The 21,372-nt window shown below is 63.8% G+C and carries 14 protein-coding genes; 11 read left to right on the forward strand and 3 right to left on the reverse strand.

Annotated elements, in window-relative coordinates; genetic code table 11:
• The first annotated feature begins 234 nt into the window (after window positions 1-234).
• From AK81_RS06405 to AK81_RS06435, 7 genes are all read left to right on the forward strand, one after another.
• Window positions 235-1,152, forward strand: coding sequence for a glutamate/aspartate ABC transporter substrate-binding protein (locus tag AK81_RS06405; RefSeq protein ID WP_043197617.1), 918 nt, complete (start codon window positions 235-237; stop codon window positions 1,150-1,152).
• 142 nt (window positions 1,153-1,294) lie between these two features.
• On the forward strand, window positions 1,295-2,041 hold the full coding sequence (locus AK81_RS06410) for an amino acid ABC transporter permease (RefSeq protein ID WP_016488794.1): 747 nt from the start codon (window positions 1,295-1,297) through the stop codon (window positions 2,039-2,041).
• Window positions 2,042-2,713, forward strand: coding sequence for an amino acid ABC transporter permease (locus AK81_RS06415; RefSeq protein WP_043197620.1), 672 nt, complete (start codon window positions 2,042-2,044; stop codon window positions 2,711-2,713).
• Complete coding sequence (locus tag AK81_RS06420) at window positions 2,710-3,444, forward strand: amino acid ABC transporter ATP-binding protein (RefSeq protein ID WP_043197622.1); 735 nt, start codon at window positions 2,710-2,712, stop codon at window positions 3,442-3,444. The genes AK81_RS06415 and AK81_RS06420 overlap by 4 nt, the downstream gene beginning before the upstream one ends.
• A gap of 69 nt (window positions 3,445-3,513) precedes the next feature.
• A complete protein-coding gene (locus tag AK81_RS06425; RefSeq protein ID WP_043197624.1) occupies window positions 3,514-5,418 on the forward strand; it encodes a sensor histidine kinase in 1,905 nt (634 codons plus the stop codon).
• A complete protein-coding gene (locus tag AK81_RS06430; protein WP_043197626.1) occupies window positions 5,415-6,743 on the forward strand; it encodes a sigma-54-dependent transcriptional regulator in 1,329 nt (442 codons plus the stop codon). Before AK81_RS06425 ends, AK81_RS06430 begins: the two co-directional genes overlap by 4 nt.
• A 25-nt stretch (window positions 6,744-6,768) precedes the next feature.
• Window positions 6,769-7,104: a GlpM family protein gene (locus AK81_RS06435; RefSeq protein WP_043197629.1), complete on the forward strand. Its 336-nt coding sequence runs from the start codon at window positions 6,769-6,771 to the stop codon at window positions 7,102-7,104.
• 159 nt (window positions 7,105-7,263) lie between these two features.
• Here the strand turns inward: AK81_RS06435 and AK81_RS06440 are convergent, their stop codons facing one another.
• Window positions 7,264-8,259 carry an alpha/beta fold hydrolase gene (locus tag AK81_RS06440; protein WP_043197631.1) on the reverse strand — a complete coding sequence of 332 codons (996 nt, stop codon included), beginning with the start codon at window positions 8,257-8,259 and terminating at the stop codon, window positions 7,264-7,266.
• A gap of 196 nt (window positions 8,260-8,455) precedes the next feature.
• Here AK81_RS06440 and metR point away from each other — a divergent pair, with 196 nt between their 5' ends.
• Window positions 8,456-9,373 (forward strand): transcriptional regulator MetR, encoded by a 918-nt coding sequence (gene metR / locus AK81_RS06445; protein WP_043197633.1) that lies wholly within the window; start codon window positions 8,456-8,458, stop codon window positions 9,371-9,373.
• Here metR and AK81_RS06450 read toward each other — a convergent pair.
• Window positions 9,357-9,770 (reverse strand): NUDIX hydrolase, encoded by a 414-nt coding sequence (locus tag AK81_RS06450; RefSeq protein WP_043197636.1) that lies wholly within the window; start codon window positions 9,768-9,770, stop codon window positions 9,357-9,359. The genes metR and AK81_RS06450 overlap by 17 nt on opposite strands.
• Window positions 9,771-10,000: 230 nt before the next feature.
• Here AK81_RS06450 and AK81_RS06455 point away from each other — a divergent pair, with 230 nt between their 5' ends.
• Together AK81_RS06455 and AK81_RS06460 are read left to right on the forward strand one after the other, a co-directional pair.
• The gene (locus AK81_RS06455; RefSeq protein WP_043197638.1) at window positions 10,001-14,281 is read left to right on the forward strand and encodes a DEAD/DEAH box helicase; all 4,281 of its coding nucleotides are present in this window, start codon (window positions 10,001-10,003) and stop codon (window positions 14,279-14,281) included.
• 272 nt (window positions 14,282-14,553) lie between these two features.
• Window positions 14,554-16,173, forward strand: a complete 1,620-nt coding sequence (locus AK81_RS06460; protein WP_043197640.1) for an FMN-binding glutamate synthase family protein — start codon at window positions 14,554-14,556, stop codon at window positions 16,171-16,173.
• Between the two features lie 124 nt (window positions 16,174-16,297).
• On the opposite strand, the gene AK81_RS06465 is transcribed toward AK81_RS06460, so the two are convergent.
• Window positions 16,298-17,716 (reverse strand): amino acid permease, encoded by a 1,419-nt coding sequence (locus tag AK81_RS06465; RefSeq protein WP_043197642.1) that lies wholly within the window; start codon window positions 17,714-17,716, stop codon window positions 16,298-16,300.
• A 421-nt stretch (window positions 17,717-18,137) separates the two neighbouring features.
• On the opposite strand from AK81_RS06465, the gene AK81_RS06470 reads away from it, so the two are divergent.
• Window positions 18,138-21,287 carry a transglycosylase domain-containing protein gene (locus AK81_RS06470; protein WP_043197644.1) on the forward strand — a complete coding sequence of 1,050 codons (3,150 nt, stop codon included), beginning with the start codon at window positions 18,138-18,140 and terminating at the stop codon, window positions 21,285-21,287.
• The last annotated feature ends 85 nt before the right edge of the window (window positions 21,288-21,372 follow it).

Below are 21,372 nucleotides of genomic sequence, written 5' to 3' on the forward strand. Positions count from 1 at the left end.
TAGCCGAACGAAAAACCACCCCTCGTTCGGTGATCCGACAGCTGAAGAATGTTCAAAAACCTTCATACAGGGTTCATGCCCAGGCTTTGCGCGGGGTTATGATCATTGGCAGGGCTTGGCACGACTCATGCTCTACACTTGGTAGCCGAATGCACTCGCTTCTTGTTGTATTCGTTGAACGAAAGAGTCCGCCAACGGCTCCATAAAAAAAACAAACACGTCGAGGAAAATTTGATGCGTATCGTTCGTCAATTGCTGGGCGCCGCCATCGCGGCCGCTGTGATCGCTTCGCCGGCCATGGCCGAAGAACTGACTGGCACCCTGAAGAAGATCAAGGAATCGGGCACCATCACCCTGGGCCACCGCGACTCCTCCATCCCGTTTTCCTACCTGGCCGGCAAACCCGAGCCCGTGGGCTACTCGCATGACATCCAGCTGGCTGTCGTCGACGCCCTGAAGAAGCAACTGGGTACAGACATCAAGGTCAAGTACAACCTGGTTACCTCCCAGACCCGCATCCCGCTGGTGCAGAACGGCACCGTCGACCTTGAGTGCGGCTCCACCACCAACAACGTCGAGCGCCAGCAGCAAGTCGGCTTCTCGGTCGGCATCTTCGAAGTCGGTACCCGCCTGTTGACCAAGGTCAAGGACGGTGCGCCTGCATACAAAGACTTCCCGGACCTGGCCGGCAAGAACGTGGTGACCACCGCCGGTACCACCTCCGAGCGCATCCTCAAGGCGATGAACGCCGACAAGCAGATGAAGATGAACGTGATTTCCGCCAAGGACCACGGTGAAGCCTTCAACATGCTCGAAAGCGGCCGCGCCGTGGCCTTCATGATGGACGACGCGCTGCTGGCCGGTGAAATGGCCAAGGCGCGCAAGCCAGCCGACTGGGTCATCACCGGTACCCCGCAATCGTACGAAATCTACGGCTGCATGGTGCGCAAGGAAGACGCTGCGTTCAAGAAAGCGGTCGACGACGCCATCGTGGGCTACTTCAAGTCGGGCGAAGTCAACAAGAGCTACGACAAGTGGTTCATGCAGCCGATCCCGCCTAAAGGCCTGAACCTGCAGTTCCAGATGAGCGACGAGCTGAAAAAGCTGATCGCCGAGCCGACCGACAAGGCTGCGGACGAGAAGAAGTCCTGATCCTCAGATAGTGGCCTGGTGCTCAACAGCACGAATCAATTCTGCAGGCCACTCATTAGTGTCTAACCTTTCATCCGAGGGCGCCAAGCGCCCCCGGATGCTCGAAGGTGCCCGTGAAACAACCGTCTGAGGGGAAATCCCGATGAATTACAACTGGGACTGGGGCGTGTTCTTCAAGTCCACCGGCGTGGGCAGCGAAACCTATCTGGACTGGTACATCACCGGCCTGGGCTGGACCATCGCCATCGCCATCACCGCCTGGATCATTGCGCTGCTGCTGGGGTCACTCCTCGGTGTCATGCGGACCGTGCCGAACCGCCTGGTATCGGGCATCGCTACCGCCTACGTGGAACTGTTCCGCAACGTGCCACTGCTGGTGCAGCTGTTTATCTGGTACTTCCTGGTACCGGACCTGCTGCCGGAAGGCTTGCAGGAATGGTTCAAGCAGGACCTCAACCCGACCACCTCGGCGCTAATCAGCGTTGTCGTATGCCTGGGCCTGTTCACCGCCGCCCGCGTCTGCGAACAGGTGCGTACCGGTATCCAGGCGCTGCCCAAAGGCCAGGAAGCCGCTGCCCGCGCCATGGGCTTCAGCCTCCCGCAAATCTATAACAACGTGCTGCTGCCGCAGGCTTACCGGATCATCATTCCGCCGCTCACCTCCGAGTTCCTCAACGTCTTCAAGAACTCCTCGGTAGCGTCGCTGATCGGCCTGATGGAGCTGCTGGCGCAGACCAAGCAGACCGCCGAGTTCTCCGCCAACCTGTTCGAAGCGTTCACCCTGGCCACGCTGATCTACTTCACCCTGAACATGGGCCTGATGCTGCTGATGCGCATGGTCGAGAAGAAAGTCGCCGTGCCTGGCCTGATTTCCGTGGGAGGCAAGTAAATGGACATGGATTTCAGCGAAATCATCCCGGCCCTGCCTGCCCTGTGGGAAGGCATGGTCATGACCCTGCAGCTGATGGTCATGGGCGTGGTCGGTGGTATTGCCCTGGGCACCATCCTGGCGCTGATGCGCCTGTCGTCGAGCAAGCTGCTGTCACGTGTGGCAGGTGCATACGTCAACTACTTCCGCTCGATCCCGCTGCTGCTTGTCATTACCTGGTTCTACCTGGCGGTACCGTTCGTGCTGCGCTGGATTACCGGCGAAGACACGCCAGTGGGTGCGTTCACCTCCTGCGTGGTGGCCTTCATGATGTTCGAGGCCGCGTACTTCTGCGAGATCGTGCGTGCCGGCGTGCAGTCGATTTCCAAAGGCCAGATGGGCGCCGCGCAAGCGCTGGGCATGAACTACGCGCAAACCATGCGCCTGATCATCCTGCCCCAGGCCTTCCGCAAGATGACCCCGCTGCTGCTGCAGCAGAGCATCATCCTGTTCCAGGACACCTCGCTGGTGTACACCGTGGGCCTGGTGGACTTCCTCAACTCGGCACGTTCCAACGGCGACATTATCGGGCGCTCCCATGAGTTCCTGATCTTCGCCGGCGTCGTGTACTTCCTCATCAGCTTCTCCGCTTCGTGGCTGGTCAAGCGCCTGCAAAAAAGGATCACCGTATGATTTCCATCAAGAACGTCAACAAGTGGTACGGCGACTTCCAGGTACTGACCGACTGCAGCACCGACGTCAAGAAAGGTGAGGTGGTGGTGGTCTGCGGCCCGTCGGGCTCGGGCAAGTCCACCCTGATCAAGTGCGTCAACGCACTGGAGCCGTTCCAGAAGGGCGACATCGTGGTGGATGGCACCTCGATCTCCGACTCGAAGACCAACCTGCCGAAGCTGCGTTCGCGGGTGGGCATGGTGTTCCAGCACTTCGAGCTGTTCCCGCACCTGACCATCACCGAGAACCTGACCATCGCGCAGATCAAGGTACTGGGCCGGAGCAAGGAAGAAGCCACCAAGAAGGGCCTCGCCCTGCTTGAGCGGGTTGGCTTGTCGGCGCATGCGCACAAGCACCCTGGCCAGCTTTCCGGCGGCCAGCAGCAGCGAGTGGCCATCGCCCGCGCGCTGTCGATGGACCCGATCGTCATGCTGTTCGACGAACCCACCTCGGCACTGGACCCGGAAATGGTCAGCGAGGTACTGGACGTCATGGTGCAACTGGCCCACGAAGGCATGACCATGATGTGCGTGACCCACGAAATGGGCTTTGCCCGCAAGGTCGCCAACCGGGTCATCTTCATGGACAAGGGCAGCATCATCGAAGACTGCACCAAGGAAGAGTTCTTCGGCGACCAAAGCGCCCGTGACCAGCGCACTCAGCACTTCCTCAGCAAGATCCTGCAGCACTAAGCCGGCCACAGCATCCGCTGCCACGGGACCCTCCGGGCAGCGGATGCTGGTCCTGACAAGGCCACTGTGATGAAATGCGACCCCTCGCTACTTCTGCCTGCCAAGCCTGCCGTGAATTCCCGTCTGATCCGCCAATTGCTGTTACCGCCCCTGATCATCCTGCTGATGGTCGGCCTGGGAATGGCTGGCTACCTGATCAGCGAGAGCAATGGCATCCGCGCCCTCAGCGAAAACGGCGAGCGCCAGCTGGAGCTGCACGCGCGCACGGTCGAAAGCGAAATCAGCAAGTACACCTACCTGCCGAGCCTGCTGGAGCTGGAAGACAGCGTCTCGCACCTGCTCACCGACCCGGACGGCGGCTCGCGCCAGGTGGTCAACGAATACCTCGAGGGCCTGAACAGGCGCAGCCGCAGCCGCGCAATTTTCGTCCTCGATACCAACGGCCGGGTACAGGCCACCAGCAACTGGCGCGACGCCGACTCGTTCCTGGGTGAAGACCTGTCGTTCCGCGCTTACTTCCAGACGGCCGTGCGCGGCGAGCCCGGGCGTTTCTACGGCATCGGCAGCACCACTGGGGAGGCCGGCTATTACCTGGCCCATGGGCTTGAAGAGCACGGCAAGATCATTGGCGTGGCGGTGATCAAGGTGCGCCTGGACACCCTCGAAGAGCGCTGGCAGCGTGCCCGCCTGGAGGCGTTCGTCAGCGACGAGAACGGCATCATCATCCTTTCCAGTGACCCGGCCCGGCGCCTGAAGTCGGTGCGCCCGCTGACCCCGCAAATCAAGGAGCGCCTGGCGCGCAGCCTGCAATACTACTGGTGGCCGCTCAACGAACTGCAGCCACTGGCCCGGGAAACCCTGGCCGATGGCGTGGAAAAACTGACCTTCCCGGCCAACAGCGAAACGGCCCAGGGCAAGCAGCACGAAGTCGCTTACCTGGCCCAGACCCGCCGCCTGGCCGACACGCCCTGGCACTTCACCCTGCTGACCCCGCTGCAGGACTTGCGCCGCGAATCCATGGTGCAGGGCATCCTGGTGGGCGTAGCCTTTGCCTTGCTGGCAATCCTCGGCATCGCCTGGAACGAGCGGCGCAAAGTCATCGCCACCCGCCTGGCGGCACGCGAAGCCCTTGAGGAAGCCAACAGCCAGCTGGAGCGGCGCATTGCCGAACGCACGGCAGACCTGCGCGCCAGCAACGAACGCCTGAAAGGCCAGATTCGCGAGCGCCGGCATGCCGAGCAGACCTTGCGCCACGCCCAGGATGAGCTGGTGCAGGCTGGCAAGCTGGCCGCCATCGGGCAGATGTCCACCAGCATTGCCCACGAGCTGAACCAGCCACTGGCCGCGCTGCGTACGTTGTCGGGTAACACCGTGCGCTTCCTCGAACGCGGGGCACTGGAAACCGCCAGCACCAACCTGCGCACCATGAACGACCTGATCGACCGCATGGGCCGCATCACCGCCAGCCTGCGCTCGTTCGCCCGGCGTGGTGACGACAGCGGCCAGGCCTCGCTTGCCAAGGCGGTGGAGGCTACCCTGCAGGTGCTGGCCAACCGCATCAGCGCCTGCCATTTGCAGTTGCACCACCAGTTCGAGGACCAGCAACTGGCCATCGACCAGACCCGCCTGGAGCAGATTCTGGTCAACCTGATCGGCAACGCCCTGGATGCCATGGCCGCGCAACCGTTGCCCGAGCTGTGGCTGGAAGGCGAGCTGCAGGGCGACAAATACCGCTTGCAGGTGCGCGACAACGGCCACGGCATCGATGCCGAGGCACGCAAGCACCTGTTCGAACCTTTCTTCACCACCAAACCGGGCGAACATGGCCTGGGCCTGGGCCTGACCCTGTCGGCGAGCCTTGCCGCCGCCGCCAAGGGCAGCCTCAACGTCGAGCACCCCGCCACTGGCGGCACGGCCTTCGTCCTGGCCCTGCCCTTGGTCTCCCCCCCTAGCGAATCGGCAGAGCACCCATGAACCAAGCGCCTCTTACCGTCCTGATCGTCGAAGACGACCCGCATGTGCTGCTCGGCTGCCAGCAGGCCCTGGCCCTGGAAGACATCGCCTGCGAGGGCGTGGGCAGCGCCGAACAAGCGCTGGAGCGCATCGGCGACGACTTCGCCGGTATCGTCGTCAGCGATATCCGCCTGCCGGGTATCGATGGCCTGGAGCTGCTGAACCGCCTGAAGGCCCGTGACCGCAGCCTGCCTGTGGTGTTGATCACCGGTCACGGTGATATCGACATGGCGGTCGGCGCCATGCGCAATGGCGCCTACGACTTCATGGAAAAACCGTTCTCCCCCGAGCGCCTGGTCGACGTGGTGCGCCGCGCCCTCGAACATCGCGGGCTGTCACGCGAGGTGGTGGCCCTGCGCCGCCAACTGGCCGAGCAGAGCAGCCTGGAGGGGCGCATCATCGGCCGTTCGCCAGCCATGGAACATTTGCGCGAACTGATTGCCAACGTCGCCGACACCTCGGCCAACGTGCTGATCGAAGGTGAGACCGGCACCGGCAAGGAACTGGTCGCCCGCTGCCTGCACGATTTCAGCCGCCGCCAGGGCCAACCCTTTGTGGCGCTGAACTGTGGCGGCCTGCCGGAGAACCTGTTCGAGAGCGAGATTTTCGGCCACGAGGCCAATGCCTTCACCGGCGCCGGCAAACGCCGCATCGGCAAGATCGAACACGCCAACGGTGGCACGCTGTTCCTCGATGAAGTGGAAAGCATGCCGATCAACCTGCAGATCAAGCTGCTGCGCGTACTGCAGGAACGCACGCTGGAGCGGCTAGGTTCGAACCAGAGCATCCCGGTGGACTGCCGGGTAATCGCCGCGACCAAGGCCGACCTCGACAGCATGGGCCAGAGCGGCCAGTTCCGCAGCGACCTGTACTACCGCCTGAACGTGGTGACCCTGGAGCTGCCACCCCTGCGCGAGCGCCGTGAAGACATCACGCAGCTGTTCGAGCACTTCCTCCAGCAGTCCGCACTGCGCTTCGACCGCGAAGCACCGGCGCTGGACAGCCAGATCCTGTCACGCCTGATGGCCCACGACTGGCCGGGCAACGTGCGCGAGTTGCGCAACGTGGCCGAACGCCATGCCCTTGGCCTGCCAGCGTTCAAGAAAGGCCCCAGCGGCGGCGCCAGCCAGGGCCTGGGCTTTGCCGAGGCGGTGGAGGCGTTCGAACGCAACCTGCTCAGCGATGCCCTGCAACGCACGGGTGGCAACCTGAGCCAGGCCAGTCAGGAGCTGGGCATGGCCAAGACCACGCTGTTCGACAAAGTGAAAAAGTACGGCCTCGGCTGACCTCAACCCAAACTGGAAAGACAACGTGGATCTGGTATTCAAAGCTGCCTTGGGCGCTGGCGTGGTGCTGCTGCTGGCGGTGCTGTCGAAGACGCGCAACTACTACATCGCCGGGCTGGTGCCACTGTTCCCCACCTTTGCCCTGATTGCCCACTACATCGTTGGCAAAGGGCGCAGCATTGCCGACTTGAAGACCACCATCCTGTTCGGCATGTGGTCGATCATTCCGTATTTCGTGTACCTGGCAACCCTGTATGTGCTGGTCGACCGCCTGCGCCTGGAGGCGTCGATGGCGCTGGCCACGGTCGCCTGGCTGATGGCCGCGACCGTGCTGGTGACCTTGTGGGTACGGATGCACTAGCCTGAAGGCGCACGCTAACCCTGTGGGAGCGGCCTTGCGTCGCGAAAGGAGCGCGCAGCGCCCCCAGGATTCAAGGCACCCTGCAAAAATGCCGGGGCCGCTGCGCGGCCCAATCGCGACGCAAGGCCGCTCCCACAATGGACCGTGTCTGCCATTGGTTCACAGCCCTGCGATGTGCGTGACGTCTTGCCGATGCGCCTGCAGGTAGGGCAACACCGCCCCCAGCAGCGGCGCCTTGAACGGTTCCTGAAAGCGATGCGCCAGCCCCGGTATCAGCCGCAGCTGGCTGCCTTGAATATGCGCCGCCAGGTGCACGCCGTGCATCACCGGCAACAACGGGTCGGCCGTGCCGTGTACCACCAGGGTCGGCACACGAAGCTGGTTGAGCAATTCAACCCGGCTCGGCTCAGCGAGTATCGCCATGATCTGGCGCTTGGCCCCGTCAGGGTTGAACGCCCGGTCATAGGCGACCGCCGCCTGGTGCAGCAACACCGCGCGGTCGTCCCGCACCTCGGGGCTGCCCAGGGCCGCCAGCAGGTCAGCCTGCTGTTCGATGGCCACTTCGCGGTTTGGCGCACTGCGCCGGGCCAACAACTGCACCAGCGCCGGGTCCGGCGCCGGCAGCCCCGCCGCCCCTGAACTGGACATGACCAACGTCAGGCTGCGCACGCGCTCGGGTGCCATGGCCGCCAGGTGCTGAGCGATCATGCCGCCCATGCTCACGCCCAGCACGTGAAACTGGCGCACACCCAGCGCATCCATCAGGCGCAAGCCGTCATCGGCCATGTCCGTCAGCGTATAGGGCGCCGCCACCTGCAGGCCCAGCTTGTAGCGCAACAGCTCGACCGTAAGGTTGGCCGACGGTGGCATCTGGTTCCAGCGTGACAGGCCGACATCGCGGTTGTCATAACGGATCACCCGAAAGCCTTGGCGGCACAAGGCCTCGACCACATCGTCCGGCCAATGGATCAGTTGCCCACCCAGGCCCATGACCAGCAGCAAGGCAGGGTCACGAGGCGCCCCCACGCTCTGGTACACCAGGCTGACCGCACCCAGCTCGGCACGCTGCACCGGCACGTGGGCGTCACAACGCTGTTCGGCGAAACTCGCAGGTACGCTGAATAGGAAGAAAAGAAAAAGCCAAAAAGCCCGCATGGAAGAAACACCAGAATGCAGATCCCCAGTAGAGCGCGAGTCTGATGAATTCTGTTCGAGCGCGCTGCCACAGTTCGGTGACAGTTTCATGACTCCCGCCAGGCGGTGCGGCCGAACGCCCAGTCGACAGCCGCGCCAACATGAGGGAAACTCAACTCATTCCCTGTTTCTTCAAACCTACACCCCGGAGTCAGCAGTGCTGGAGATCCGTCACCTGAAAACCCTTCATGCCCTGCGCGAAGCCGACAGCCTGGTGGAGGCCGCCGAGCGCCTTCACCTGACCCAGTCGGCGCTGTCGCACCAGTTCAAAGAGCTGGAAGAGCGCCTGGGCCTGCCCATTTTCGTGCGCAAGACCAAACCGATCCGCTTCACCAGCGCTGGGCTGCGCCTGCTGCAACTGGCCGATGCCACCCTGCCGCTGCTGCGCGGCGCCGAGCGTGACATCGCGCGCCTGGCCGGTGGCACTGCCGGGCGCCTGCACATGGCCATCGAATGCCACAGCTGCTTCCAGTGGCTGATGCCAACCATCGACCAGTTCCGCGATGCCTGGCCGGAAGTGGAGCTGGACCTGGCCTCCGGCTTTGCCTTTGCCCCGCTGCCGGCCCTGGCCCGCGGCGACCTGGACCTGGTGGTAACCTCCGACCCGGTGGACCTGTCGGGCATCACCTACGTGCCGCTGTTCACCTACGAGGCGATGCTGGCGGTGGCCAACCAGCACCCGCTGGCCAGCAAGCCTTACATGGTGCCGCAAGACCTGCTCGACCAGACGCTGATCACCTACCCGGTGGAGCGTGACCGCCTGGACATCTTCACCCGCTTCCTGGAGCCGGCCGACATCGAGCCGGCCGCCGTGCGTACTTCGGAGCTGACGGTAATGATGATGCAGCTGGTGGCCAGCGGCCGTGGGGTGTGCGGCATGCCGCACTGGGCACTGCACGAGTACAGCTCGCGCGGCTATGTGAAGGGCAAGCGCCTGGGTGAGAAAGGCCTGTTCGCCACCCTTTATGCCGCCGTGCGCACCGACATGCTCGATGCGCCCTACATGCGCGACTTTTTGCTGACCGCCAAAGACACCTCGTTCGCCACCCTCGATGGTGTCAGCGCGGTGCGTTGAGCACCTGGCGGTACAGCGGTAGGATCAGGTCGCGGGTCAGCGGCGCCAGTTGCATGACGGGCGCCTGGTCAGCGGCCAGCCAGACCACCTCTTCGATCTCCGCAGCCGGTACCACGGCTGCGGCGCTGTCGACACGGAACAGTTCGGCCTGCACTTCGAAGCCCGGCTCGTTGGCGGCCGGGGCACTGAACTGGCCCAGGTGCACGGCCTGGGCCGGGTCGATGTGCAAGCCCAGCTCTTCTTGCAACTCGCGCACCAGTGCCTGCACCGGCGTTTCACCGGCATCGATCTTGCCGCCTGGCTGCATGAAAGCCTCGGTGCCGCGTTTGCGCACCAGCAGGGTGCGGCCCTGGGGGTCGATCAGCAGGGCGGCGGCGATGCGGATGATATTGGGCATGGGTGGGCTCGCAGGGAAAATGGTCGGGGAGAATCCCATGGGGGTCAGTAGCCTGACAAGGCCGGTCAGTTCTATACCGGCCTCTTCGCAGCGCAAGGCTGCTCCTACAAGGGTTATGCATTCTCCTGTAGGAGCAGCCTTGCGCTGCGCAGAGGCCGGCACAGGTTACAGCTGGCCTGCCAGACGAATGGCCCCTTGCCAACCCGCCCCACACCCGCCATAACCAACACATGAACCTGCCCGCCAAACACCACCCGGTGCTCGAGCTGTTCCACCCTGCCGTGCGCACCTGGTTCCGTCGCCATTTCGCCACGGTCACCGAAGCCCAGGCACAGGCCTGGCCGCTGATCCATGCGGGCCAGTCGATGCTGCTGGCCGCCCCGACCGGCTCGGGCAAGACGCTAAGCGCTTTTCTGGCCGTACTCGACGACCTGTTCCGCCAAGGGCTGGAGCACCAGGGCGAACTGCCCGCACAAACCCAGGTGATCTACGTTTCACCGCTGAAGGCCTTGTCCAACGACATACGCCTGAACCTGCAAGCCCCGCTCGAAGGCATCAGCCAGGCCCTCGCAGACCAGGGCCTGAACGCCCCACGCATCACCACGGCCGTGCGCACCGGCGACACGCCGCAAAAGGAACGTGCCGCCATGCGCAAGCTGGCCCCGCATATTCTGGTGACAACCCCCGAATCGCTGTACGTGTTGATGGGCTCTGCTTCAGGCCGTGAAGGCCTGGGCAACGTGCATACGGTAATCGTCGACGAAATCCACGCCCTGGCCGGCAACAAGCGTGGCGCCCACCTGGCGCTGACCCTGGAACGCCTGCAGGCCTTGTGCAAACGGCCACTGCGGCGTATCGGCCTGTCCGCCACGCAACGCCCGGTCGAGCGGGTGGCACGGTTTCTGGCCGGTAGCGGGCGCCCGTGTGCCATTGTCGATGTCGGCCATGCGCGCCAACGCGATCTGGCCATCGAAGTGCCGCCAGTGCCACTTGGCGCAGTGATGGCCAACGATGTCTGGGGCCTGGTCTACGACCGCTTGGCCACCCTGGCCCGGGAACACCGCACCACGCTGGTATTCGTCAACACCCGGCGCCTTGCCGAGCGCATCACCCGTCACCTCAGCGACCGGCTGGGCAAGGAGGCGGTCGCCGCGCACCATGGCAGCCTGTCCAAGGAGCTGCGCCTGGGTGCTGAACAACGCTTGAAAAACGGCCAGCTGCAAGTGCTGGTGGCCACCGCGTCACTGGAGCTAGGCATCGATATCGGCGATATCGACCTGGTGTGCCAGATTGCTTCGCCGGGTTCGATTGCCGCCTTCCTGCAACGGGTTGGCCGCGCCGGCCACCAGGTCGACGGCGTGCCCAAGGGGCGCCTGTTCCCCACCTCCCGCGACGATCTGATCGAATGCGTCGCCCTGCTGGACTGCGTGCGCCAAGGCGAACTGGACGAACTGCACATCCCCCGGGCACCGCTGGACGTGCTGGCCCAGCAGATTGTGGCCGAGGCCAGCAACCAGGACTGGCACGAACAAGCCCTGTTCGACTGCCTGCGCCAGGCCACGCCCTACGCAGAGCTCGACCAGCGTCACTACCAGGCGCTGCTCAGCATGCTCGCCGAGGGCTATAACGGCCGCCAGGGCATTCGCAGCGCCTACCTGCACCGCGATGCAGTCAGCGGCACCCTGCGCGGCCGGCGTGGCAGCCAGCTGACGGCGCTGACCAGCGGCGGCACCATCCCTGACAACGCCGACTACGCCGTGCTGCTGGAGCCGCAGGCGCTGAACATCGGCAGCGTCAACGAAGACTTTGCCGTAGAAAGCATTGCCGGCGATATCTTCCAGCTGGGCAACGCCTCCTATCGCATCCTGCGCGTCGAGCCAGGCCGTGTACGGGTGGAAGATGCCCATGGCCTGCCGCCGACCATTCCGTTCTGGCTGGGTGAAGCGCCGGGGCGCAGTGACGAGCTGTCTGCCGCCGTGGCCCGCCTGCAGGCGCGAATCGACCAGCAACTGGCGCAGGCTGGCGGCGACATGGCCGAGGTGCTGGCCTGGTTACTGGCGACCTTCGAACTGGGCGAAGACAGCGCCAGCCAGTTGCTCGACTACCTGGCCCGCACCCGCGAGGTGCTTGGCGCCCTGCCCTCGCAGGACACGCTGGTGATGGAGCGCTTTTTCGATGAGTCGGGCGGGACCCAGCTGATCATCCATTCGCCCTACGGCAGCCGCATCAACCGCGCGTGGGGCCTGGCCCTGCGCAAGCGCTTCTGTCGCACCTTCAACTTCGAGCTGCAGGCTGCCGCCAGCGAAGATGCCATCGTACTTTCACTGTCGACCAGCCACAGCTTCGAGCTGGACGAGGTGTGGCGTTACCTGAACAGCCGCAGCGCCGAGCCGATCCTGGTCCAGGCCCTGCTGGACGCGCCGCTGTTTGGCGTGCGCTGGCGCTGGAACGCTGGGGTGGCCATGGCGCTGCCGCGCTTCGTCGGCGGGCGCAAGGTGGCACCGCAGATACAGCGCATGAAGAGCGAAGACCTGGTTGCCGCCGTGTTCCCTGACCAGATCGCCTGCCTGGAGAACATTGCCGGCGAACGGCAGATTCCCGATCACCCATTGGTCGAACAAACCCTCGACGACTGCCTGCACGAGGCGATGGACAGCGAAGGCTGGCTGGCCCTGCTGCGGCGCATGGAAAGCGGGGCGGTACGCCTGCTGTGCCGCGACCTGCCCGCCCCTTCGCCACTGGCATCGGCCATTCTCAACGCCAGGCCGTACGCCTTCCTCGACGATGCGCCGCTGGAAGAACGGCGCACCCAGGCCGTACTCAACCGACGCTGGAGCGACGTGCACAGTGGCGACGACCTGGCCGCGCTGGACGCTGAAGCCATTGCCGCCGTCGCGGCCGAGGCCTGGCCGCAGCCGGGCAATGCCGACGAAATGCACGAGGCGCTGATGGGCCTGGGCGTCATCAGCCAAGCTGAAGTGCAAGGCAATACCAGTTGGGACCTGCTGCTCAGGCAACTGGCCAAGAATGGGCGGGCCTTGCGCCTGGCGGACGAAAAGCTGTGGTTGGCACGTGAGCGACTGGGCTTGCTGCAGGTGCTGTATCCAGACGCAGCGCTTGAGCCTGCCTTGCAGGTGCTACCAGGCTTTGAACAGGCGATCGACCCGGACCTTGCCCTGAGCGAACTGTTACGTGCCCGCCTGAGTGGCCATGGCCCGAGGACCGCGCCGCAGATTGCGGCACCGCTTGGCAAGCCGTTGCAAGCCATCGAGCAGGCGCTGGCCCACCTGGAAGCCGAAGGCTATGTGCTACGCGGGCACTTCAGCCCTGGTGCCACCGACCTGCAATGGTGCGAACGCCATTTGCTGGCGCGCATCCACCGCTACACGGTCAAGCGCCTGCGCCGCGAGATCGAACCGGTCAGCCTGCAGGACTTCATGCGTTTTCTGTTCGACTGGCAGCGCCTGGCGCCCGACGAGCGCCTGCGTGGCCCGCAGGCGGTGGCCGAAGTGCTGGGCCAGTTGCAGGGGTTCCCCAGCGCCGCCGGGGCCTGGGAGGCAGAACTGCTGCCCGCGCGCATCAAGGACTACAGCCCGCATTGGCTCGACGATAGCTGCCGCAGCGGGCAGTTTGCCTGGAGCCGCCTGGCGGCAACGGTGGCGAGCAGTACCCTGTCCAGCACGCCACTGGTGCTGCTGCCGCGGGACCAGTTGAACACCTGGCGCAGCCTGGCGCCCGCACCTGCTGTCGAGGCCCTTGGCCTACGTGCGCAACGTGTACACGAAGCGCTGAAAACCCAGGGCGCGCTGTTCTTCGATGAACTGGCGCAGGAGGCGCACCTGCTGCCCAGCGAATTGGAAACGGCGCTGCAGGAGCTGGTGGGTTCGGGCCTGGTCGGCGCTGACAGTTTCACCGGTTTGCGTAGCCTGATCACGCCTGCGACCAAGCGCAATTCACGTAACAGCCGCCGAGGTCACCCGCCGCTTTCCAGCAGCATGGCGCATGCCGGGCGCTGGGCACTGCTACGCCGCAGCGATACGCCGCCGGATCACGACCAGCGCCTTCAGGACATTGCCCGTACCCTGCTGCGCCGTTATGGGGTGATCTGCTGGCGGCTGCTGGAGCGCGAGAGTGATGTGCTGCCGCCCTGGCGTGAACTGCTGCGCTGCTATCACCGGCTGGAGGCGCGTGGCGAAATCCGAGGCGGGCGCTTCATTGCCGGGCTGGCGGGTGAACAGTTCGCCTTGCCGGAGGCGGTGGGGTTGCTGCGGCAGGTGCGCCGTCGCGAGCCGGACGGGGCGTTGCTGGTCGTAAGTGCCAGTGACCCGCTGAACCTGATCGGCTCGTTGCTGCCCGGGGCGAAAGTGCCGGCGGTGAGTGGTAACCGCTTGTTGTATCGCGACGGGGTACCCGTGGCGGTAAGGGTGGCCGGGCGTTACTTGTATCTGGTCGAGGCGCCGGCACAGGTGCAGGAGGCCTGGCGGCAGAAGCTGGTGCGCAACACGCTTTGAAAGGCAGCACCCTCACTCAGGCTACCGCATAAACCTGTAGGAGCAGCCTTGTGCTGCGAAGAGGCCGGTAAGGCTAAGGATTATCTTTGGCTGCAATGGCCTCTTCGCAGCACAAGGCTGCTCCTACAGGATAAGTGCCACGGCGCAGGCCATGCCCGATTCGAGAATGATTTTCGCTACCCCGATTTTAATTTGCAGGGCCCTGCAACTTGGCTATGGTCGGGGTTTGCCCCCAGGCCCTGAGCCTGACCGCGCCATCGCAAGGACCCTGTATGAGCCTGTCACTTCTCAGTCGCTACGCCTTCTTCGCAGCCTGTGTGCTGTTCACCTTGGCGAGCTTGCCCTTCATCCACCACGAATGGTTGTGGCCGTTCACCCTGACCACGGGCATCCTCAGCCTGATCGGCCTGTTCGACCTGCTGCAGCAACGCCATGCCGTGCGCCGCAACTACCCGATTCTGGGCAACATCCGCTATCTGGTCGAGGCCATTCGCCCGGAAATCCGCCAGTACCTGCTGGAGTCCGACAGCGACGCCCTGCCATTCTCCCGCGCCCAGCGCTCGCTGGTGTATGCGCGGGCGAAGAACGAAGCCTCGGACAAACCGTTCGGCACCCTGATCGACGTGTACGAGTCCGGCTTCGAGTTCATCGGCCATTCCATGCGACCGGCGCCGCTGGCCGACCCGTCGAGCTTCCGTGTCATTGTCGGAGGACCGCAGTGCAGCCAGCCGTACTCGGCCTCGATCTTCAACATTTCGGCGATGAGCTTCGGCTCGCTCAGCGCCAATGCCATCCGCGCCCTCAACCAGGGCGCCAAGCTGGGCAACTTCCACCATGACACCGGCGAGGGCAGCATCAGCCCTTACCACCGCGAGCATGGTGGCGACCTGGTGTGGGAACTGGGCAGCGGCTACTTCGGTTGCCGCACGCCGGACGGGCGCTTCGACCCCGAGCGCTTCGCCACCCAGGCGCGCAGCCCGCAGGTGCGGATGATCGAAATCAAGATGAGCCAGGGCGCCAAGCCGGGCCACGGCGGCATCCTGCCCAAACACAAGGTGACCCAGGAAATCGCCGAGACCCGTGGCGTGCTGATGGGCGAAGACTGCATCTCGCCGTCGCGCCACAGCGCGTTCTCCACACCAATCGAGATGATGCAGTTCATTGCCCAGCTGCGTGAGTTGTCCGGCGGCAAACCGGTCGGCTTCAAATTTTGCCTGGGCCACCCGTGGGAGTTCATGGGCATCGCCAAGGCCATGCTGGAAACCGGCATCCTCCCCGACTTCATCGTCGTCGATGGCAAGGAAGGCGGTACCGGCGCGGCACCTGTGGAGTTCACCGACCATATCGGTGTACCGCTACGCGAAGGCCTGCTGTTCGTGCACAACACCCTGGTTGGCCTGAACCTGCGCGACAAGATCAAGCTCGGGGCCAGCGGCAAGATCGTCAGCGCCTTCGACATTGCCAGCGTGCTGGCCATTGGTGCTGACTGGGCAAACTCGGCGCGCGGCTTCATGTTCGCCATCGGCTGCATTCAGTCGCAAAGCTGCCACACCAACAAGTGCCCGACCGGCGTGGCCACGCAAGACCCGCTGCGCCAACGCGCACTGGTGGTGCCAGACAAGGCCCAACGGGTGCTGAACTTCCACCACAACACCTTGCGTGCCCTGGCCGAAATGCTCGCAGCGGCAGGTTTGGAGCACCCGGCGCAGCTGGAGGCCAAGCACCTGGTGCGGCGCGTCTCGGCCACCGAGATCAAGCTGTTCTCGCAGATGCATGTGTTCTTGAAACCGGGGGAGTTGCTGACCGGCGAGGTGAACGGGCAGTTCTATTCGCGCATGTGGCAACTGGCCCGGGCCGACAGCTTTGAACCGCACAGCGAAGTGGCGGCCTGATAGGGCCATGGGGCTGCTGCGCAGCCCATCGCGACGCAAGGCCGCTCCTACAGGGATACGCAATTTCCTGTAGGAGCGGCCTTGCGTCGCGAAAGGGCCGCAAAGCGGCCCCGGCTATTTCAGATCAGGAAGCGGTACTGGCTACACCTTGTACTTCTTTCGGCGCCAGGCGGAACGCGTAGTACAGCACGGTCAGCAGCACCAGGAACGCCGGGCCGATGTACAGGGCCACACGGGTATCCTCGAAGTACGCCATCAAGCCAACCACCAGCACCAGGAAGCCCAACGCCAGGTAGGAGCTGAGCGGCCACAGCCACATGCGGTACTTCAGCGCCTTGCGCTCGGCGGTAGTCAGGCCTGCGCGGAACTTGAGCTGCGCCAGCAGGATCATCACCCAGGTCCAGATCGCACCGAAGGTAGCGATCGACGTGACCCAGACAAAGACCTTTTCCGGCACCAGGTAGTTGGCCAGCACGCCCAGCAGCAGCGCGCCGATCGACAGCAGCAGCGCATTGCGCGGTACGCCGTTTTTCGAGGTACGGGCGAAGGCCGCAGGGGCCTGGCCATTCTGCGCCAGGCTGTAGAGCATGCGCCCGGTGCTGAAGATGCCGCCGTTGCACGAAGACAGCGCCGCGGTGATGACCACGAAGTTGATGATGCCGGCGGCAGTCTTGATGCCGAGGCGCTCGAAGGTCATGACGAACGGGCTGCCCTGGCTGCCGATTTCGTTCCACGGGTAGATCGACAGGATCACGAACAACGCACCGACGTAGAACAGCAGGATGCGCCAGAACACCGAGCCGATGGCCTGCGGGATGGTCTTTTGCGGGTTGCGTGCTTCGCCGGCGGTCAAACCGATCATTTCCACACCCAGGTAGGCGAACATCACCATCTGCAGCGACATCAGCACGCCGGTCACGCCATTGGGCATGAAACCGCCGTTGCTCCACAGATTGGAGATACCCAGCGCCACACCGTCATTGCCGAAGCCGAAGGCAATGACGCCGATGCCGCCAAGGACCATGGCGATGATGGTGACGATCTTGATCAGGGCGAACCAGAACTCGAATTCGCCAAAGGCCTTCACCGCCACCAGGTTGACCGCGCCCATGCTGCCCAAGGCCGCCAGGGCCCAGATCCAGCGGGGGACGTCGGGGAACCAGATACCCATGTAGATGGCCACCGCGGTAATTTCGGCAACGCAGGTCACCAGCCACAGAAACCAGTAGTTCCAGCCGGTGAGGAAGCCCGCCAGCGGGCCGAGGTAGTCCTGGGCATAGCGGCTGAACGACCCGGCGACCGGGTTATGCACGGCCATTTCGCCCAGCGCGCGCATGATCACCAAAATGGCCAGGCCACCGATGATGTAGGACAGCATGATGGCAGGGCCGGCCATTTCGATGGCTTTGGCCGAACCGAGGAAAAGACCGACACCGATACAGGCGCCCAGCGCCATCAGGCGGATGTGCCGTTCGCCCAGTTCACGCTTGAGCGGGCCGCCTTCATTGGCCTGGCCATGGGCAGAGTGGTTGCCGACTGGCATAGCAATACAACCTCATTTTGTTATTGGATTTGACCTTCGTGCAGCACCGGTCATGCCGATAGGCGTGACGTTGGCTTGCCAGGCTGGCCTCGTGGGCCGGCCCGTGTGCCGGAGTAGAGCGCCCGGCAGGGCGAAGGGGCCGAGCAGTATAGGAATACCGTTGCAGGGATTTTCGCTGTATATACAGGAATAATCAGCGAGTTTTCTCGGGCCTGTGGGCGCTGGCTTGCCTGCGATGCGGCGCGCAGCGGCTCGGAAAATCGCCGAGGCACCATAGCAACATCGCCTTATGAAGAAACCCACACCAAAGCCGCATAGCCCTACGCCGGATTTCTCCACCTCCTACAAATTTTTCACCTCATCCTCTCAACGTCTAAGCTTCAGACAAGCAAGACGAAAACACCTGGCCGGATTGAAGACTATGGGCGCACTGTGGCAATCGGAACCAAGCAGAACGGAAGCACCCGAGATACCTCCGGCCGAGACGCCACAACCCAAGTCCCCCCGTCAGCGTCGGCTATGGTGGCGGCTGATCATCCTCATCCTGCTGGTGGCGCTGGTGGCCATCGGCTTCGCTGCGTATGACGAATTCCGCACCTCCGAACTGCAATCGCGCGAGTTCAGCAAACTGGCCGGTACCCTGACCTACTCGCTGGAGCCCGGGCCTAGCGATGCAATCATCTACCCCGGTGAAGGGCCGTTCGACAGGCGCCTGGGCTACAGTGCCCTGGGCGAATTCCTGCCACGCCTGCTCAAGCGCGACTACCTGATCACAGAGCAGGTGAAGTTCTCACCCGCGCTGATGAACTACGTCGATCATGGGCTGTTCGCACCCTATATCGAGAAGATCCAGGCCGGCCTGTCGATCACCGACTGCCGCGGTGACACGCTGTACCAGTACAACTACCCACAGCACCTGTACCCGGACTTTGCCGCGATCCCGCCGGTGATGGTCAACAGCCTGCTGTTCATCGAGAACCGCGACCTGCTCGATACCCAGGACCCGCGCAACAACCCGGCGGTGGACTGGCCGCGCTTCGCCAAGGCCGCCTACAGCCAGGTGGCCAAGTACCTGGCCTTGCCCGGCCAGTCCGCGGGCGGCAGCACCTTGGCCACACAGCTGGAAAAGTACCGCCACTCACCGGACGGCCTGACCGTGTCGGGTGCCGAGAAAATCCGCCAGATGATCTCTGCCAGCGTGCGCGCCTACCAAGGCGGCCCGGATACCACCGAGGCACGTCAGCGCATCGTGCGCGACTACCTCAACAGTGTGCCGCTGTCGGCTGTGCCGGGGCACGGCGAAGTGCACGGCATGGCCGAAGGCTTGCGGGTGTGGTACGGCGCCGACTTCGACCAGGTCAACCAGGCGCTGAATTCCACCGCCACTGACGCCGAAAGCATGGCCACACGCGGCCTTGCCCTGCGCCAGGTGATGTCGCTGATGATTGCCCAGCGCCGCCCGTCGCACTACCTGTCCAAGGGCCGGGTCGAGTTGGCCGAACTCACCGATTCACACATCCGTGTGCTCGCCGCCAACAGTGTGATCGAGCAGCCGCTGGCCGATGCAGCACTGGCCAGCAAGGCGGTCTACCGCGACTGGGTAGCGCAGCCGACCATCGTGCCGATCGTCACCAACAAGGGCATCAGCCTGGCGCGCAACCGCCTGGCTGCCATGCTCAACCGCCCGCTGTACGACCTCGACCGCCTCGATGTATCGGCCACCAGTACCCTGCAGGCCGACCTGCAGCTGCAGGTCAGCCAGTACTTGAAAAACCTGGCCGACCCGGAGTTTGCCGCGCAGATGGGGCTGATCGGCGAGCGCCTGCTCACCACCAAGACCACCGACCAGGTGAGCTACAGCTTCACCCTGTTCGAGCGTACCGCGGACGGCTCGCGGGTACGGGTGCAGACCGACAGCACCAACCAGCCCTTCGACATCAACGAAGGCAGCAAGCTGGAACTGGGCTCCACCGCCAAGTTGCGGGTGCTCACCACGTACCTGGAGATCATCGCCGAACTGCACGACAAGTACGCCGGCAAGCCCGCTGCCGAGCTGAAGAAGGTCGACGTCGCCGAACTCGACCGCATCACTCAATGGTCGCTGGAATGGCTGGCGCAGAACAGCAAGAACCAGAGCCTGGACGCCATGCTCGACGCCGCGCTGGAGCGCAAATACTCCGCCAATACCGGTGAAGCGTTCTTCACAGGCGGCGGCATGCACGTGTTCAACAACTTCCGCAAGGAAGACAACAGCCGCAACCCGACGCTCAAGGATGCGCTGCGCGAATCGATCAACCTGCCGTTCATCCGCCTGATGCGCGACCTGGTGCGCTACGTGACCTACCAGCAGCCGTACAACCGCGTGCCGCTGCTCAAGGACGACGCCGACCCTCGCCGCCAGGAATACCTGGCCCGCTTCGCCGACAAGGAAGGCACCAACTACCTGATGCGCTTCTGGAAGAAATACCAGCGCAAGACCTCGCAACAGCGCCTGGATACCTTCCTGGACAGCATGCGCGTAACCCCGCAGCGGCTGGCGGCTGTGCATCGCTACCTGTTCCCCGAAGCAGGGCAGGAAACCTTCAATGCCTTCGTACGTGCCCACCTCAAGGGCGACAAGATCACCTTGGGCAAGCTGACCGACGGCCGCCTGTCAGAGATGTACGATGCCTATGGCCCGGGCAAGTACGACCTGCCCGACCAAGGCTACATCGCCAAGGTCCACCCGCTGGACCTGTGGCTGCTTGGCTACCTGCTGAAGAAACCGAACTCGACCTTGACCGAAATGGTCAACGCCAGCCACTTCGAGCGCCAGGAGGTATACAGCTGGCTGTTCAAGAGCCGCCACCAGGGCGCCCGCGACAGCCGCATCCGCACCATGGTCGAGATCGAAGCCTTCCTCGACATCCACCAGCGCTGGAAACGCGTGGGCTATCCGTTCGACCACCTGGTACCCTCGCTGGCCACGGCCATCGGCAGCTCGGGCGACCGCCCTGCCGCCCTCTCCGAACTGGTTGGCATCATCCAGAACGACGGCATTCGCCTACCCACCCTGCGCATCGACACCCTGCACTTTGCAGCCAACACACCTTATGAAACCAAGTTGATCACCGACCCGGACCGGGGCGTGCGGATTCTGCCGGTTGAAGTGGCGCGCGCGCTCAAAGGCGCCATGTCGCAAGTGGTCGATGCAGGTACCGCGCGGCGTATTTCCGGCAGTTTCAAGCTGCAGGACGGCACACCACTGGTGATGGGCGGCAAGACCGGTACCGGTGACAACCGCATCGAAAGCTTTGGTGCCGGTGGTCGGCTGATAGGCTCACGCTCGCTGAACCGTACCGCCACTTTCGTGTTCTTCCTGGGCGACAACCACTTCGGCACCCTCACCGCCTTCGTCCCGGGACGCTCGGCAGAAGCGTTCAAATTCACCTCGGCGCTGCCGGTGCAGGTGCTCAAGGGCATGGCCCCGATCCTCATGCCGTACCTGCAACCGGGCAACCCGAATGAATGCAAAGCACCGCAGCTTGCCGTGCACACACCATCAACAGCAGGGGACGTATCGAACAACTAGATGATAATCATCTGCATTAAAGGGCTTGTCTTTAGATATATCTTGAGTAATATCTTACGATATATCGCAAACGACGGAGCCCTGT

Origin of the sequence: Pseudomonas putida W15Oct28 (assembly GCF_000708715.2) — a bacterium.
GTDB lineage: Bacteria > Pseudomonadota > Gammaproteobacteria > Pseudomonadales > Pseudomonadaceae > Aquipseudomonas > Aquipseudomonas putida_R.

Excerpts from the sequence above, each read along its gene's own strand:
- AK81_RS06405 (WP_043197617.1), top strand. The coding sequence starts at position 235 with ATGCGTATCGTTCGTCAATTGCTGGGCGCCGCCATCGCGGCCGCTGTG.
- AK81_RS06410 (WP_016488794.1), top strand. The coding sequence starts at position 1,295 with ATGAATTACAACTGGGACTGGGGCGTGTTCTTCAAGTCCACCGGCGTG.
- AK81_RS06415 (WP_043197620.1), top strand. The coding sequence starts at position 2,042 with ATGGACATGGATTTCAGCGAAATCATCCCGGCCCTGCCTGCCCTGTGG.
- AK81_RS06420 (WP_043197622.1), top strand. The coding sequence starts at position 2,710 with ATGATTTCCATCAAGAACGTCAACAAGTGGTACGGCGACTTCCAGGTA.
- AK81_RS06425 (WP_043197624.1), top strand. The coding sequence starts at position 3,514 with ATGAAATGCGACCCCTCGCTACTTCTGCCTGCCAAGCCTGCCGTGAAT.
- AK81_RS06430 (WP_043197626.1), top strand. The coding sequence starts at position 5,415 with ATGAACCAAGCGCCTCTTACCGTCCTGATCGTCGAAGACGACCCGCAT.
- AK81_RS06440 (WP_043197631.1), bottom strand. The coding sequence starts at position 8,259 with ATGCGGGCTTTTTGGCTTTTTCTTTTCTTCCTATTCAGCGTACCTGCG.
- AK81_RS06450 (WP_043197636.1), bottom strand. The coding sequence starts at position 9,770 with ATGCCCAATATCATCCGCATCGCCGCCGCCCTGCTGATCGACCCCCAG.
- AK81_RS06455 (WP_043197638.1), top strand. The coding sequence starts at position 10,001 with ATGAACCTGCCCGCCAAACACCACCCGGTGCTCGAGCTGTTCCACCCT.
- AK81_RS06460 (WP_043197640.1), top strand. The coding sequence starts at position 14,554 with ATGAGCCTGTCACTTCTCAGTCGCTACGCCTTCTTCGCAGCCTGTGTG.
- AK81_RS06465 (WP_043197642.1), bottom strand. The coding sequence starts at position 17,716 with ATGCCAGTCGGCAACCACTCTGCCCATGGCCAGGCCAATGAAGGCGGC.
- AK81_RS06470 (WP_043197644.1), top strand. The coding sequence starts at position 18,138 with ATGGGCGCACTGTGGCAATCGGAACCAAGCAGAACGGAAGCACCCGAG.